At 69.4% G+C, this 15,585-nt stretch carries 15 protein-coding genes and 2 tRNA genes; 5 read left to right on the forward strand and 12 right to left on the reverse strand.

The genetic code is table 11. The features are described 5' to 3' along the window. The first annotated feature begins 418 nt into the window (after positions 1-418). Positions 419-676, forward strand: coding sequence for a hypothetical protein (locus tag IR155_RS06505; protein WP_135114037.1), 258 nt, complete (start codon positions 419-421; stop codon positions 674-676). Beyond that, positions 673-1,677, forward strand: a complete 1,005-nt coding sequence (locus IR155_RS06510; RefSeq protein ID WP_135114038.1) for a zeta toxin family protein — start codon at positions 673-675, stop codon at positions 1,675-1,677. The genes IR155_RS06505 and IR155_RS06510 overlap by 4 nt, the downstream gene beginning before the upstream one ends. A gap of 541 nt (positions 1,678-2,218) precedes the next feature. Here IR155_RS06510 and IR155_RS06515 read toward each other — a convergent pair. From IR155_RS06515 to IR155_RS06530, 4 genes are read right to left on the reverse strand one after another with little or no spacing between them, the layout of a single operon-like run. After that, the gene (locus IR155_RS06515) at positions 2,219-2,488 is read right to left on the reverse strand and encodes a hypothetical protein (RefSeq protein WP_135114039.1); all 270 of its coding nucleotides are present in this window, start codon (positions 2,486-2,488) and stop codon (positions 2,219-2,221) included. Beyond that, positions 2,485-3,378: a hypothetical protein gene (locus tag IR155_RS06520; RefSeq protein WP_135114040.1), complete on the reverse strand. Its 894-nt coding sequence runs from the start codon at positions 3,376-3,378 to the stop codon at positions 2,485-2,487. Before IR155_RS06520 ends, IR155_RS06515 begins: the two co-directional genes overlap by 4 nt. Next, the gene (locus tag IR155_RS06525; RefSeq protein ID WP_135114041.1) at positions 3,371-3,628 is read right to left on the reverse strand and encodes a glutaredoxin family protein; all 258 of its coding nucleotides are present in this window, start codon (positions 3,626-3,628) and stop codon (positions 3,371-3,373) included. Before IR155_RS06525 ends, IR155_RS06520 begins: the two co-directional genes overlap by 8 nt. Continuing rightward, on the reverse strand, positions 3,625-3,876 hold the full coding sequence (locus IR155_RS06530) for a helix-turn-helix transcriptional regulator (RefSeq protein WP_135114042.1): 252 nt from the start codon (positions 3,874-3,876) through the stop codon (positions 3,625-3,627). Before IR155_RS06530 ends, IR155_RS06525 begins: the two co-directional genes overlap by 4 nt. 110 nt (positions 3,877-3,986) lie before the next feature. Between IR155_RS06530 and IR155_RS06535 the strand changes: the two genes are divergently transcribed. After that, complete coding sequence (locus IR155_RS06535; RefSeq protein WP_233441134.1) at positions 3,987-4,589, forward strand: hypothetical protein; 603 nt, start codon at positions 3,987-3,989, stop codon at positions 4,587-4,589. After that, positions 4,582-5,688, forward strand: a complete 1,107-nt coding sequence (locus IR155_RS06540; protein ID WP_135114043.1) for a tyrosine-type recombinase/integrase — start codon at positions 4,582-4,584, stop codon at positions 5,686-5,688. Before IR155_RS06535 ends, IR155_RS06540 begins: the two co-directional genes overlap by 8 nt. A gap of 173 nt (positions 5,689-5,861) precedes the next feature. Here IR155_RS06540 and IR155_RS06545 read toward each other — a convergent pair. The 8 genes from IR155_RS06545 to serS all read right to left on the reverse strand — a co-directional run bounded on the left by IR155_RS06545 (position 5,862) and on the right by serS (position 13,986). Continuing rightward, positions 5,862-5,953 (reverse strand) — tRNA-Ser (locus IR155_RS06545). Between the two features lie 78 nt (positions 5,954-6,031). Next, complete coding sequence (locus IR155_RS06550; RefSeq protein WP_135114044.1) at positions 6,032-7,285, reverse strand: LCP family protein; 1,254 nt, start codon at positions 7,283-7,285, stop codon at positions 6,032-6,034. Positions 7,286-7,318: 33 nt separating this feature from the next. Continuing rightward, positions 7,319-7,406 (reverse strand) — tRNA-Ser (locus IR155_RS06555). Positions 7,407-7,539: 133 nt separating this feature from the next. After that, entirely contained in the window at positions 7,540-8,721 is a 1,182-nt protein-coding gene (locus IR155_RS06560) for a M20 family metallopeptidase (RefSeq protein WP_209306745.1), read from the reverse strand. A gap of 98 nt (positions 8,722-8,819) precedes the next feature. Then, a complete protein-coding gene (locus IR155_RS16220; protein WP_135114045.1) occupies positions 8,820-10,508 on the reverse strand; it encodes an alpha-keto acid decarboxylase family protein in 1,689 nt (562 codons plus the stop codon). Then, entirely contained in the window at positions 10,501-11,571 is a 1,071-nt protein-coding gene (locus IR155_RS06570) for a Glu/Leu/Phe/Val dehydrogenase (RefSeq protein ID WP_209306746.1), read from the reverse strand. The genes IR155_RS16220 and IR155_RS06570 overlap by 8 nt, the downstream gene beginning before the upstream one ends. Positions 11,572-11,833: 262 nt before the next feature. Further along, positions 11,834-12,709 carry an HAD-IIB family hydrolase gene (locus tag IR155_RS06575; RefSeq protein ID WP_135114047.1) on the reverse strand — a complete coding sequence of 292 codons (876 nt, stop codon included), beginning with the start codon at positions 12,707-12,709 and terminating at the stop codon, positions 11,834-11,836. After that, complete coding sequence (gene serS / locus IR155_RS06580; RefSeq protein WP_135114048.1) at positions 12,706-13,986, reverse strand: serine--tRNA ligase; 1,281 nt, start codon at positions 13,984-13,986, stop codon at positions 12,706-12,708. Before serS ends, IR155_RS06575 begins: the two co-directional genes overlap by 4 nt. Before the next feature lie 261 nt (positions 13,987-14,247). Between serS and IR155_RS06585 the strand changes: the two genes are divergently transcribed. Then, positions 14,248-15,543 (forward strand): HNH endonuclease signature motif containing protein, encoded by a 1,296-nt coding sequence (locus IR155_RS06585; RefSeq protein WP_135114049.1) that lies wholly within the window; start codon positions 14,248-14,250, stop codon positions 15,541-15,543. Positions 15,544-15,585: the final 42 nt, after the last annotated feature.

Consider the following 15,585-nt stretch of genomic DNA (forward strand, 5'->3'; position numbering starts at 1 on the left):
AGCGGCACGCATTGTCTGGACGGCTCCGCTTGCGAAGCCCGCACGGCGGTTCGCGCCCGCAGTCACACCGGCACACCGCTTGCACGCCCGTCCACGAGCGCGAACATTGGCGTAGTGCGGCGCGATCTCGCTTCCGCACTTCTCATGAACCGACGGCCACGGGACTGCACTCCCCGGATAGGGAACGAGCGGGTTGCACCCGGCGGCGCGTATAACACGTTCCGCCTCGGCGGGGTCAACCTTTCGACTCATGCCCGGATCGTAAGGGTGGCAACGGACATTGAGTGACTCGTCAAGGTGCCAGCCTGCCGCCCGCCTCCGTGATTTTCCTTGCACTACCCGCAAGTGCGCGTCCTTGCGCACGCTGCGGCGGTGCGTGGCGATGGCGCGAAACTAGACTCCAAATAGGAGGACTGGAATGACGGGCGAAGGATCGGCGTGGAGGGCGAGCGACGCCGCCACCTTCGACATTGCCTGCGAGGCCGCGAACACCGCGATCGCGGCGGTCCTGCGTCTCGCCGATGACGGCGCGATCCTGCACGAGCGGGCCATCGCAGAGGCATCGGCCATCCGACGCGAGCTCGTCGAGGTCGATGCCTATGACCGTAAGGCGCTCGAGGCGTTGATCGATCGGCTCACGTTCCGCATCACCGAACTCTCGGGGCCGCTGCCGTGACCGATCTCGAACTGGAAGCCGCCGAGGCGCGAGTGATCTTCGATGCGACGATCGCGCCGATCTTGTTCCCTGTATCGCACCACCCCGAAGCTCCGATCCTGACGCTCGTGGTCGGTCAGCCCGGAGCTGGCGCCGGACGAGCAGCGCAGGCGCTGCTCGCGCAGCATCCTGGCGCCGCACTCGTCGACGGAGGAGGCCTGCGCGCCTTCCATCCTCGCTACTTAGAGTTGTCGCGGTCGCGGTCCCCGGAAGCGCTGCGCATCTTCGCTGAGGCGACCTCGGTGTGGCTGCGTGACTGCTTCACGTATTCCCGAACGAATCGGCGCTCGTTGCTGGTCGAGGGTTCCTTCTCCTCCGCTCGCGTAGCGAGCGCCACCGCCGAGCTGTTCCAACGTGAAGGCTTCGAGACGCACGTGGCCGTCGTAGGGCAGCCCCGCGCTGTCAGCCTGCTGTCCGAGACATCGCAGTCCTTGCTTGCTGCCCTCGATGGACGTAGCAATCCGTTCACTGATCTCGCAGCACACGACGCGGGGTTCGAGGTGACACGCGCGCTTGTGAGCGAACTCGAGGGCGAGGCATCCGTCGACCGGCTTACGGTCGTCGGTCGCGCAGGCGACTGGGTCTTCGATGCCCGTCGCGCCGACGGCTTCGCGGGAGCCAGCCGGGCGCTCGTACGCGAGCAGGTGACGCCGATGTCCGGACCCGAGGGGAGGCGGTGGCTTTCGGAACTCCGCGCAAGCACCGAGTTCGCGCTGAACAACGGTCGGGTGCCGGCTCCACTGGCCGAAGTCCTTCTGGAACTGCACGAGCTCGCTCTGGGTGAAGTACTTCCCCGCCTGCCGCTACCCGTGGACTCTGTGGCCCGCTCGAGAGCGGAAGCGACAATTCGCGCTCGCGTCGACGCGCTGCGTCAGGCACCACCCGCTGAGGCCGCACTTCTCGACATCGCCGCGCCGGCGGTCGCCCAGCCAGTGCCCGGCCTCGACCTCGGACCAAGATAAGCGAACGAACCGCGCCGGCCCGCGTCGACGGCGTGTGGGATCAGGGTGCCGCAACCACACCGTCTCGCGGCAGGACCGCGCAACCCGGGCACTCGGGCACTCCTGAAGCAGCCAGCACGAGCGCGGCGGCGAAGGCAATACATGCCAGTGTGACGACGAGAGCTCCGAGGCGCAGCATCCGCTTACCATTTCCTTCGCACACGGCTCCGACGAGCCGTGCGGCAGCTACGACGCCGAGTGCACCGCTCGCAACCCCGGCGACGATCGCGGCCCCCGCTACGGTGTCGACATCCACGATTCTCGCCTCGCGCCGCGGCGCTTCACGCTCCTGCTTGGAACTCGCACCTGACCTGTCTTCGGCGTCTTCCTGGTAAGTGGCACGAGAAGCGACCGGAGGGGTGCGCAGTGCCGGGTCGTGGAATACCGGAGGCCCGGAGCGCCAGCGGAGGGGCGAGGATATGCCGCGAAAGCCCGGAACGGAGCACTCTGGAGGGAGCTACGATCAGCCGCCGGGAAGTCGCGCCCGATCGCATTCACGACATCACCCATCGCTGAGCGCGACGAGCGCCTGGACGAGCTGGGCGCGGTTGCGCGACGGGTCGAGGATCGTGTCGACGACGAGCACCCGGAGAGGGAGCCCTGGATCGACGCCCCGCAGAGGGGCCAGGCACCAGCGCTGTTCGTCCTCGAGGCTGTATCCCGGTTCGGCATCTGCCTGCCAGGTGAGCGCGCTGACGGCAACGCGGTACAGCACCGTCTCGGTCTGCGATCGATCGATGAAGCTCGGAAGGACGTCGTGGATGGTGGTCATCGGTTCATTCCCATCTGGTCGTTGTTGAGTGCCTGCGGGTGCGGCGCAGCGGGGTCGAGATGGTGCCGGCGTCGCGGCGGCTCACGGTGGCGGAGGCGGTTGTTTACCTGCCGCGCGATCGCATCCATCCGTGCGTCCTCGATCTGCTCGGGCGTCAGAAGCGAATTACGTTCCGGGCCGGGGCGCCCGCGAGCGAGTGCCTTGCGGAGACGCTCAAGCTCCTCCTTCTGAACCGCCAGGTGGTGCGCGGCGCGAACTCGAAGGGATTCCCGCTTCCACGCGGCGAAGATTTCGGGCGGTGTGGCAATCTCCCGCAGTGCGAGGGCAAGCTCAGCTTTCGTCCGCACCCGGTCGAAGAACTCATCAGCTGCCGCGCGGTTCGCGAAACGCTCTTCGAGGGAAACCCGGTGCAGTCGCTGCACGGGGAGCCCTGCCTCGACGCGACGCTTCTCTCGATCGCGCCAACGCTGCTGCGCAGCGAGCGACTTCTGCTTGTTCGCGGCGTAGTAAGCGCGTCGGCGCGCGCGTTGCTCCTCGGGATTGCGGGCGTAGGCCTCGCGGCGACGCTGGCGGCGCTTCTCGGGATCGGCGTGGTACTTCTCGCGCTGGTGTGCATTCGCCTGCTCGCGATGCTTGTCGCGCCAGCGCTTGTTGCGTGCCCGTACGCGCTCTCGGTAGGCATCCGGATCCTGCGCGCGCTGCTTCGCCCGGGCCTGTCGCTGATACTCGCGCTGCTCGTCGCGGTGCCGCGCGTAGTAGTCCCGCGCGTACTGGCGTCGCGCGTCCCGCTTGCGCTTCGCCCGGTCGTACAACTGCGCCTGGGCGTGCGCGATCTGCAAGCGCACATCCTCCGTTTCGCGGAAGATGCGGTCGTCGGCTTCGTCACTCATCGGTCGCTCCGATCCGCGCGGCCAGCTCCCTGATCTTCGTCGGCTGGAAGCCTGACCAATGGTCGTGATCGTCGATGACCACCACCGGCGCCTGCGAGTACCCCAGGTCGTCGGTGACGTACTCACGCGCCGCCACGTTGCCCGGTTCGGTGAGGTCGATGTCCGTATGCGCAATGCCCTCGGCATCCATCACCTGCTTCGTCAGTCGGCACTGCATGCACGCAGATCCCGACGTATACACGGTGATCATCGACGGAGGGCTCTCGGAAGCGTTTCGCCGGTGCTCCGGTGCGTCTGCGCCGCCATCCACGCCTCGATGTCGGACAGCTTGTAGACGACGGTGCGACCGAACTTCACGAAGTTCGGTCCGTCGCCAGTGCGCCGCCACGAGCCGAGTCGACTGAGCGGGACGCCAGGGAGCAGGTCGGCGAGCTCCTGCGGCGTGAGGAAGGTGTGCTCGGGATCTTCCGACCGCACCTGCATGATCGTGACCATCATTCACCTCCAGTTGCGCATGATCACCGTTGTTGGACACGAGTGAAGCACTATGTGCTACTCTCCGCAAGAGGTGAATGCGAAAGCGCCGTGCGGTTAGACAAACTGAGGAGGTGAAGGTCGACGTGACAACACCCGAAGGCTCCCCCGTGACATCGCAGGATGCGACGCAGCCCGTCGGGTCCGCACTACGCATCGCTCCCGCATTCATCGCCACGACCGCGGACGTCCCCCTGGGGGTGTCGACAGCGGTGACGGCTCTGTATGTCGCGGATGCTGGCCGGTACGTCATCAAGTCCGTCACCAACACCGCGGTTAGGGACGACGTCGAGCTGAACTACCCGACCGTCGCGAAGGTCGGCATGCAGGCAATCGTGCAGACCGCGGCACCGCGATGCATCTTCCTCACGCTTGACGACGAGGCAGACCCCCTCGCGCGCTGGCTCTCTGTGTCGGAACTGACCACCTCACAGGGGCGGCTCCTGCCGCCGGCACTCGCTGCCGACGTCGTGCGGCGCGGCGCTGGTGAAGCACGGATGCAGGTCATCGAGCTGCTGTACGGGTCGGCGGCGTTGGCGGGGCAGCCGCCGGCGAAGCTGATCCAAACTGAACTCGGCGTGCCCCACCGCACAGCGTCGTCGTGGATCATCGCCGCGCGCGCCGCCGGGCGGCTCAGAGGCATGAACTACAACGCTGGTCGACCGGCCGGTGGGTAGCGTTCACGCGTACCAGGCAGCGAAGGGCCGGCGTTACGAGGCGCGCTACCGAAAGCCGAACGGCAAGCAGGGCGCAAAGCGAGGATTCACCCGCAAGCGGGACGCGGAGATCTGGCTCGCGGAGATAGAGACATCGCGCGCCAAAGGCAGCTTCATTGATCCGCAAGCGGCTCGCGCGACCGTAGACATGCTTGGCCCGATCTGGATCGAGGCGAAGCGGCACTCCATGAAGCCGTCTTCGTTCGCGCCGGTCGAGACGGCCTGGCGTCTTCGCGTGCAGCCGAAATGGGGCGGGTGGGAGGTCGCCGACATCCGCCATACGGACATCAGAGCTTGGGTGGCCGAACTCACGCAGTCAACGGGAGCCACCGTGACGATCCGCACGTTCGGCGTACTCGCGAGCATTCTCGACGACGCGGTCTACGACGGCCGGATCGCGGTGAATCCCGCGCGGGTTGGACGCATCGGGTTGCCGAGAAAGTCGCGCGGGAGGCACGTCTATCTCACGCACGAGGAGGTGTTCCGGCTCGCTCGGGCAGCCGGCGATCGGAAGCTGCTTGTGCTGGTCCTTGCGTACACGGGCATACGCTGGGGCGAAGCCGTGGCGCTGCGCGTAGATGACATCGACTTCGAGCGCGGACGGTTTCGGATCAGACGGAACGCAGTCGAGGTCCATGGGAAGATCCACGTCGGGACCCCGAAGTCTCACACAGGCCGCGCCGTGCCCGTGCCGAAGTTCCTTCTCGATCAACTCGCGATCGCCTTGCAGGGAAGGTCGCGTCACGATCTTGCACTCCCAGGGGTCGATGGAGGCTACCTTCGCCGCACCCGCTCGGACGATGGATCACGCTCGTGGTTCAAGACGGCCTTGGCGACGGCGGAACTGCCGAACATGACGACTCACGATCTGCGCCACACGGCGGCGTCGCTTGCCGTGCAGTCCGGCGCTAACGTCAAGACGATCCAGCGGATGCTGGGGCACACGTCCGCTGCGATGACACTCGACGTGTACTCAGATCTCTTCGACGAGGACCTCGACGCCGTCTCGAAGCGGCTGGACAAGGGTGCTCGCAAGGTCGGGGTCGACAAGCTGTTCTGACTACGCCTGGCACCGTCACCGGTGTCCTGACGCGCGCGTCTGTCGCCGATGCCCTGTGACATCACAGGACGATTTCTCAACGTTTGTTCGCAGATTCTTCGCAAACGGTGTTCCCACGAGAAACTTATGGCCCCCGATCCCAGTGTTTCCAAGGGATCGGGGGCCGAAACTCGTGGCGGAGACGGAGGGATTTGAACCCTCGGTCCCCATAAGGGGACTCCACCTTAGCAGGGTGGTGCACTAGGCCTGACTATGCGACGTCTCCAGATCCCGAGGGATCCCGCACCCGCACGCGGGCGCGTCATTCCATCCTAACCTGTCGTGCGACGAGCGCGAAAACGGGTCAGCCGACGGAGTTCGCGCAGCCCTCGTCCTCGGCGGTGCGGCCGGGGGCGGCGAGCCCGGGGTCCGGCGTCTCGGTCGCGCCCGGGGTCTCCGTGGGCGCCGGGGTGCCGGTCGCCTCCGTCGACGGGGCCGCGGGATCGGCCGACTCGTTCGCCTTGATCGCCGCGAACATCTCCTCGACGCCGGCATCGTCCGGGACCACGCGGTTCTTGTCGTACGGGTCGTCGAGCACCGGCAGCTGCAGGAAGGTGATGTCGGACGTCGGCACATCCTTCACCGCCATCGCGATCTGCACGAGAGTTGCCGGGTTCGTGAGGTTCGAGCTCGGGTCGACGTTCGTGAGCGTCGTGCGCGCGAGGGAGAGCAGCGTGCCCGGGTTGGTGAGCACCTGCTCGCTCGTGAGCTTGCGGGCGAGCGAGGCCATGTAGACCTGCTGATTGCTGATGCGCGCCAGGTCGCTGCCGCCGACGCCGTAACGCGAGCGGAGGAAGGCGAGGGCCTGCTCGCCCTGCAGGTTGTGGGTCTGGCCACCCTCGAGGTGGAGCATGCCCGCCTCGACGTCGTCGATCGTCTCGCCGACGCAGACGTCGACGCCACCGATGGCGTTGGTGATCTCGATCACGCCGTTCCACGTCACCGTCGCGGCGTACTCGATCGCGAGATCGGGGTTGTACTGCGTGGTGATCGAGTCGACCGTTCGGACCACGCAGGCGAGGCCGCCGGCCTCGTAGGCCGTGTTGATCATCTTCTTGTCGGATGCGGGGGTGACGCGGCCCTGCGCGTTCGTGCATTCCGGCGTCGCCATCATCAGGTCGCGCGGTAACGTGATCGCCGTGACCTTGCGCGGCTCGGGCGAGATGTGGACGAGCAGGTTGACGTCGTTGCGTCCGGCCTCGAGCTCACGGCCATCCGGACCGTACAGGTCGGGGTTCGTCGGGCAGCGGTCGCCGAACTTCTCGTGCGAGTCCCACTCGCAGATGTCGATGCCGGTCAGCAGCAGGTCGACACCCTCCTCGGCGCTGAGCTGGCCGATGTCGGGCGGGGTCGTGCCCTCATGGATGTCCACCGCGTTCTCCGAGAACGCCGACCCGAGATCCCACGCCGCGTAGCCCGCGACGCCGACGCCGGCGACGAGCACGCAGGCGAGTCCGATGCCCACGACCCGCAGCAGGCGCGAGAAGGGATTGGCGGCGCCGAGGCGCCCGTGACGAGCCACCGTCCGGCGGCCGCGTCGCTTCGACGTGTCGCTCATCCGTGCCTTTCGTACGCCTGCGGGGGGAGTTTCTGGCGGAGGGTGTGGGATTCGAACCCACGGGACATCGCTGCCCGCTGGTTTTCAAGACCAGATCCTTCGGCCGCTCGGACAACCCTCCCTGGCAGGGTCTCCCCTGCTGATCAGGCGATCAGTCTAATAGCCAGCTCATCGGCCATTGTGCCGCCCCGCTCTGGACGCCCCCTGAGCGGATCACCCGCGCCGGCTGTGGACGAGCGTCCGGCTTCGGAGCGTCAGTCGCCGAGCAGATCCTGGATCAGCGCGACGAGCAGCGCCGTGCGCGGCGGGATCTCGCCGACGAGGACGTGCTCGTGGTCGGCGTGCGCGCCGCCGCCGACGGCCCCGAGGCCGTCGAGCGTGGGAACGCCGACGCCCGCCGTGAAGTTGCCGTCCGAGGCCCCGCCGACGACGATCGCGTCCGGCAGGTCCATCCCGAGCCCCTTCGACACGGCGAGCGCCCGCTGCCACGTCCCCTCCGCGGCCGAGGTCTCGAGCGGCGGGCGGTTCACGCCGCCCGCGACCGTGACGGTCGCGCCGGTGTGCGAGGTGAGCGTCGCGAACGCCTCGTCGATCCGGTGCTGCTCCGCGGCCGTGAGCGCGCGCACATCCACCTTGAACGACGCCCGTGCCGGCACCGTGTTGGTCGTGGTGCCCGACTGGGCGACGGTCGGCACGACCGAGGTGCCGACGGACGCATCCGCGAACCCCAGCACGACGCCCACCTGGTGCGCGAGCTCGACCGTCGCGTTCAGGCCCTTCTCGGGCTCGGTCCCGGCGTGCGCGGCGCGGCCGACGATGTCGACGCGGTAGTTCGACACGCCCTTGCGGCCGATCTTGAGGGCGCCGGGAACGCCGTCCGGGGTGTCGCCCGCGGCCTCCAGCACGAGGGCGGCGACGCAGCCGCGCGCCTCCTGCTCGATGAGCGCGCGCGAGGTCGGCGACCCCACCTCCTCATCGCCCGTGACGAGCAGGGTGATCGCCGAGTGGGCGAGGTGCCCGCCCGGCCCGTCGGCGAACGTCGCCGCGGCGTGGATCGCCATCACGAGGCCGGTCAGCATGTCGAAGCAGCCGGGCCCGCGCAGCACGCCGTCCTGGATCGAGAAGGGGTGCGACTCGAGCGATCCCACCGGCCACACGGTGTCGTGATGCGCGAGGAGCAGCACGCGAGGGGCGTCGGGATCGGGCGATCCGAGCCGCCAGCGCAGGTGCGTGACGCCGTCGATCACGAGGCGCTCGGGGGCGGAGCCGAGCCGCCGCTCGCCGATCGCCGAGACGAGGTCGGCCGAGCGTGCGACGGCCGTGAGGTCGGCCGACGGCGACTCGCAGCGGATGAGGTGCTCGAGGTCGGCGAGCATCTCGGGCAGGATCCCGTCCGCCCACGCGAGCAGCGGATTGTCGACTCTGCGTTCCTGCATCGGGCTTGGATCGGTCATCGGGGGCGTCTCGCATTCCTCGTCCGGCATGTCCTCCCGACGATACTCCCGGCCATCACCGCCGGTACCGCCCCCTCCGCTCACCGACCGGCCAGGGCGTTCGCCTTCTGGATCCCCGCGACGATCGCGACGAGCAGCCGCGGCGCGTCATCCCGATCGAGCCTCACGCGCACGAAGTGCCCGGCCGTGGCATCCCGGGCAGCATCGAGCGTCTCGCGGAACTCCCCCGTCGTTCCCACGTCGTGCACCACGGCGCCGCTCGCGCCGAGCGCAGGCGGCAGCGCCGTCCAGTCCCACCGCGGGATGTCCTGGTACACCGCGTCGGGGCTCTGGATCTTCCGCTCCACCGTGTAGCCGTCGTTGTCGAGCAGCAGCACGACGGGCGCGCTCGGGTGCGAGAGCAGGCGCCCGAGCTCCTGGATCGTGAGCTGCGCGGATCCGTCGCCGATCACGAGCACGGGACGGCGATCGGGTCGCGCGACGGCGGCGCCCCACGCGGCGGGAAGCGTGTACCCGATGGACGACCACACCGGCTGCCCGAGCAGGTCGCTGCGGTCGGGAAGGGTGAGGTCGACGGCGCCGTAGAAGGCGGTGCCGGCCTCGGCGATCAGGGTGGTGCCGGGGTGGATCCAGTCCTGCAGCAGCGCCCACATCGTCGTGTGGTCGAGGGGTGCCGCGTCGTCCGTCGCCGCCGGCGGAACGGGCGTGGGCGGCACGTCCTCCTGCGGCGTGAAGCCGAGGTCCGCGACGACCTCGCCGAGCGCGGCGAGCCCTTCCTCGAGCCGCACTCCCGGGTACACCGCGGGCCCGATGCGCGCGTGGTCGAGCGCGAGCTCGATGGCGTGGGCCGGCTGGTAGCGGTGGCTGAAGTGGCCCGTGGTGAAGTCGCTGAAGACCGTGCCGACCATCACCAGCACCCCGGCGTCGTCCACGACCGCCTGCGATCCGGGATCCTTCGTGTTCACGCCGAGGTACGTCCCGAGACTCGCGGGATGCGTCTCATCCAGGATCGCCTTCGAGCCGACCTGGGACGCGATCCGGATGCCGGGAACCTGGGCCAGGCGCGCGACGCTCGCCTCGAGACCGCGACGGTGGACGCCGGGCCCCGCGAGCACCGTGAGGCGGTCCATGCGGGGAAGGCGGTCGCGCAGCGCGTCGGTGAACGCGGCGACGGCCTCGGGGTCGCTCGGCGGCGGCACGAGCGGCGTCCGCAGGCGGTCAGCAGGCACCGGATGACGGGCGAGGTCGAGCGGCACGCCGAGGTACACGGGCTTGCTCGTGGCGAGCATCGTCTCGAGCACGCGGTCGATCGCGCCGGCCGGATCCGTCGCATCCAGCACCGCCTGCGCGACCGTCACCTCGGCGAACATCCGCACGAAGTGGAGGAAGTCGCCGTCCAGCAGCGTGTGATGAAGCCGCGCGCCGCTGCGGATCGCCTCGCTGCTCGGCAGCCCCGCGATGTGCACGACGGGGACGTCCTCGGCGTAGGAGCCGGCGATGCCGTTCACGGCCGACAGCTCGCCGACGCCGTAGGTCGTCACGACCGCGCCGGCACAGCGCCCGACGCGGGCGTAGCCGTCGGCGGCGTATGCGGCGTTGAGCTCGTTCGCCGACCCCATCCACTCGAGGTCGTCGCCCGCGAGCATCTCGTCGAGCAGATTCAGGTTGAAGTCGCCGGGAAGGCCGAACAGGTGGCGGCAGCCGAGCTGCGTCAGGCGCGCGGCGAGGTATCGCCCGACCGTGACCGTGCCGGCGTCGAGCTCAGCCACGCCCGGCCGCCAGGCGAGCCGCGACGAGCTCGTCGGCCGCGATGCCGGTCGGGATCCCGGCGTCCGCGGACCGCGACAGGATCTCGCGCGCCGTGTCGCCGATCCGGCGCACGTCGGCCGTCACGACGTCGGGCTCGTGCTTCAGCCGCTCCAGCCCGGCGAGGTGGATGACGCCACCCGCGTTGGCGACGTAGTCGGGAACCCACAGGATGCCGGCGGCGTGAAGCGCGGCGTCCTCATCCTGCGTCGGCAGCTGGTTGTTCGCGGCGCCGCAGACGAGCCGCGCCCCGAGAGACGTCACGCGGTCGACAGTGACCGTCGCGCCGAGCGCGCACGGGGCGTAGACGTCGAGCGGGCCGGCGAGCGACTCGGCGAGCGTCACCGCGCCGCCGGTCGCGGCGCTCACGCGCTCGCGCGCGGCGGGATCCGGATCGGCGACGACGACGTTCGCACCCTCGTCGAGCAGCAGGCGGGTCAGCACGCCGCCGACCTTCCCGGCGCCCTCGACGCCGACCGTCCGGTCGTGCAGGCCCGACTCGCCCCAGAGGCGCTCGGCGCCGGCGCGCATGGCGGAGAAGACGCCGAGCGCGGTGGCGGGGCCGCTGTCGCCGGCACCGCCCGCACCCGCGGTGCGGCCGGTCAGGTGAGTGGTGGTCTCGCCGACGATGTCGAGGTCGTCCGAGTTGGTGCCGAGATCCGCCGCCGTGACGTAGCGGCCGTCGAGCGAGTCGACGAACCGGCCGTACGCCCGCAGCAGCTCGGGGGTCTTCGCCGTGCGCGGGTCGCCGATGATGACGGCCTTGCCGCCACCGAACGGAAGGCCGGCCGCGGCGTTCTTCGAGGTCATCCCGCGCGAGAGGCGAAGCACGTCGTGGAGGGCATCCTGATCGGTGTCGTACGACTTGAAGCGGGTGCCGCCCAACGCCGGACCGAGGGTCGTGTCGTGGATCGCGATGATCGCGCGCAGCCCCGACTCCTCGTCGTGGCAGTAGAGCACCTCTTCGTGCCCGTCGATCACCTCGTCGCCGATGTCGAGCGCCTCTGCCGCCGGGGCGATGGTCATTGTCCGCATCTCGATGCTCCTCACTCGGCGCCGCGCGCCTGTGGGCGTCGTCGCCGTTCGTGTGCCGCGCCTGGCCGTGGGTGTCGGGCAGGACGCACCCCGCCGCGGATCGCACGGAGGGGATGCAAGAAGTATGCGAACGCGCGCTCGGCGGCGTCAATCACTCGCGCGGCGACCGTGCATCCCGCCGGGTCGGAGGCGCGTCGGTGGCACGCGGGGTGCGCACTCTGCGAGGTCCGAGCGGCGAGGCCTCGGACGAGGATCAGGCGTCGAGCACCGTGGCGATCGCCTGCGCGACGCCGCCGTCCTGGAGCGATCCGGTCGTGTCGGTGGCGGCCGCGATCACTTCCTCGGGCGAGTTCGCCATCACGAACGCGCGGCCGCCGTTGCGGGCGGCCCACTGGAACATCCCGATGTCGTTGCGGCCGTCGCCGATCACAACGACATCCTGCGGGGCGATCCCCTGCCACTCGCGCACCTGCTCGAGCGCGGTGCCCTTGTCGACGCCCTTCGGCGCGATGTCGAGCCAGGCGCTCCAGCCGACCGCGTACGAGACGTGCTGCAGGCCGATCCGCTCGACGAGCTGGATGAAGTCGACGTCGTCGCGACGGCCGTCGTCGTGGTTGTGCTCGGGCGAGACGACGACGACGCGCGCGACCTCGTGGCGCTTCATCTCCTCGAACTCGACGTGACGGGCGTCGTCGCGGTTCAGGCCCCAGTCCTCGACGTAGTCGGTGTAGAGGCGCGTGCCGTCGGCGAGCTCGACGAGGTAGTTCGCGCCGGGAAGGTGCTCGTGAAGCAGCGTGAGCACCTCGGCCGGGTCGAACGTCTCGGTGGTGTGACGGGCGTAGCCGGTCTGCTGGGTCGAGTCGCGAGACAGGATGGCCGCCCCGTTCGAGCACACGACGTATTCGGGCAGGATCGCCAGGCCATGCAGGATGTGGGAGGTCGCCTCCCAGCTGCGACCGGTCGCGATCGTGACGATGTGGCCCTCGCCGACGGCGCGGCGCACCGCGTCCTCGACGCCGGGGCTGAACGTGTCGTCCTCGAAGATCACCGTGCCGTCGAGGTCGAGCGCGATGAGCTTGCGGCCCGGCCGGATGTCGGCCTCGTTCTGCGTGGTGGCGGGGTTCGTCATGCGATGGGCTCCAGCACCTCGAGGCCACCCAGGTACGGTCGCAGCACCTCGGGCACCACGACCGACCCATCCGGCCGCTGGTGCGTCTCGAGGATCGCGACGATCCAGCGGGTCGTGGCGAGAGTGCCGTTGAGCGTGGCGACGTGCTGCGTCTTCGCGCCGTCCGGGCGGTGCCGGATGTCGAGGCGCCGGGCCTGGTACGTCGTGCAGTTCGACGTGGAGGTGAGCTCGCGGTACGCGCCCTGCGTGGGAACCCACGCCTCGGTGTCGTACTTGCGCGCGGCGCTCGAGCCGAGGTCGCCGGCGGCCACATCGATCACGCGGTAGGCGAGGCCGAGCGACTGCAGCATCTCCTCCTCCAGGCCGAGCAGCCGGGCGTGCTCCGCCTCGGCCTCCTCGGGCTTTGCGTAGACGAACATCTCGAGCTTGTTGAACTGGTGCACGCGGATGATGCCGCGGGTGTCCTTGCCGTACGAGCCAGCCTCGCGGCGGTAGCAGGTCGACCATCCGGCGTAGCGCAGGGGGCCCTGCTGCAGGTCGACGATCTCGTCCTTGTGGTAGCCGGCGAGCGCGACCTCGCTCGTGCCGACGAGGTACAGGTCGTCGGCTTCGAGGCGGTAGATCTCGTCGGCGTGCGCGCCGAGGAACCCGGTGCCCGACATGATGTCGGGGCGCACGAGCGTGGGCGTGATCATGGGCGTGAACCCGGCCTCGAGGGCCTTCGTCAGCGCGTAGTTCATGAGGGCGATCTCGAGTCGCGCGCCGACGCCCTTGAGGAAGTAGAACCGGGCGCCCGAGACCTTCGCGCCGCGCTCCATGTCGATCGCGCCGAGCTTCTCGCCGAGGGCGAGGTGGTCGAGGGGCCCGTCGGGGAACTCGGATGCGTCGAAGGCGGGGCGGTCACCGACCTCGCGCAGCACGACGAAGTCGTCCTCGCCACCCTCGGGCACGCCGTCGAGCACGACGTTCTCGATCTTCGACATCGCCGCGACGAAGGCCTCCTCGGCGGCGTTGACCGCCTGCTGGGCTTCCTTCACGCCGTTGGCGAGCTCCTTCGCCTGGGCGACGAGCGCGGCCTTCTCGTCCTTCGGCGCCGCGGCGACCGTCTTGCCGAAGGCGTTCTGCTCGGCGCGCAGCTCCTCGAAGGCGGTGATCGCCGTGCGCCGGGCCTTCTCGGCCTCGATCGCGGCGGTGACCGTCTCGGGCGAGTGACCACGCGCCACCTGCGAGCGGATCACGAGGTCAGGGTTGTCGCGGAGGAGCACGGGATCGATCACCCCGCCAGTCTAGGCCGCGCGTCTTTCCGCGCCGGTCGTTGTCTCCCCTCCGGTCGTTGAGCGGAGCGAAGCGGAGTCGAAACGGGTTGAGCGACACTTCGACTCGCTTCGCTCGCTCAGTGCGGGTCTCCGCGAGTCGAAACCTCACTCCCCACGGCCATCACTCCCCACCCAAATCTTCACTCCCCTCCGCCGCCAATCCTACGAAAAATCCTCTCCACACCCCTTCCGACTTTCGAACATCCGTACTATAATGGCCTCATGCCGCAAAGCCCGTTCGAGGACCGTTGGGAGCTCTCCCCCGCCCAGCAGGATCACGTGCGTGCGGTCAAGGAGGCCCTCACCGAACTGGCCCGAGCCAAGGCGGGCATCGCGGCGGTGGAGGCCGCACTTCACGCGCGAGCGCAGGAGATCGCGCTCGACATCCTGAACTCCATCCCCGGCGCCCCGTCCAAGTACGCGGTCCCGATCCGCTCGATGGCGGCGGATCTCGCGGCCGTCCAGCACGTGTCCGACGCCACGATGCGCAACCGGATGGAAGACGCGACCGCGATGATCGAGCGCTTCCCGGCGACGTTCACGGCGCTGTGCGAGATGGGGATCTCCGCCGCGCACGCCGCCGTCGTCTGCGACGAGGGCGAGCGCCTGGCCGACGACGAGGTCCGCGCGCGATACGAGGGAATCGCGCTGCAGTTCGCCGACACGACCCCGGCGAAGCTGCGCCCGATCTGCCAGGCCGTCGCCGAGCGCCTCGAGCCGCAGACGATCGCCGAGCGCCACGAGCAGGCGAACGAGCGGCGCGGAATGTGGCTCACCCCCGAGCGCGACGGCATGGCCCTGATCCAGCTTCTTGTGGATGCGGCTCTCGCCGAGGGAATCGACGACCGCACGATGGCTATCGCCCGCGAGGTGAAGGCCGGGCTCTCGGAGGAGGATGAGGATCCGCGCACGCTCGCGCAGATTCGCGCGGATGTCGTGACCGACATGCTGCTCACCGCTGCGCCGACCGCCCACGGAGACGGCCTGGACGCGATCCGCGCCGTCGTCCATGTGACGATTCCGGCTGAGGTCATCGCGGGCGCCGACGACCGCGCCGCGCACTCGCCTCGCGTGGGCGTCATCGCCCCGTCGACCGCGCGCTGCCTCGCCGGCAAGACGTACACGTGGGCGCGGCTGTTCCAGGACCCGAAGACCGGTGCCCTCACGGCGGTCGATTCCTACGTCCCGACGGCCGAGCAGCGCCGCTTCCTCACCGCGCGCGACGAGCACTGCCGCTTCCCGGGCTGCCGTCGCCCGGTGTACCGCTGCGACCTCGATCACACCGTTCCCTACTCCGAGGGCGGCGCCACGCACGTCGACAACCTTGGGGCCCTGTGCCGCGCACACCACGTGCTCAAGCACAACTCCGCCTGGAGCGCGAGGAACCTCGGCCGCGGCCTCTACGAGTGGACGAGCCCGACCGGCCAGGTCCTCGACGAATCCCCGCCGTCCGCGGTGCGCTTTATGGCCCTCGCCGCGGCCGACGAAGCCGCCGGCGCCGATCCACCACCGTTCTGACGCCGTGGCCCGTCGGCTCAGCCGGCGACGATGACGCAGCGG

Origin of the sequence: Microbacterium paludicola (assembly GCF_015235415.1) — a bacterium.
GTDB lineage: Bacteria > Actinomycetota > Actinomycetes > Actinomycetales > Microbacteriaceae > Microbacterium > Microbacterium paludicola.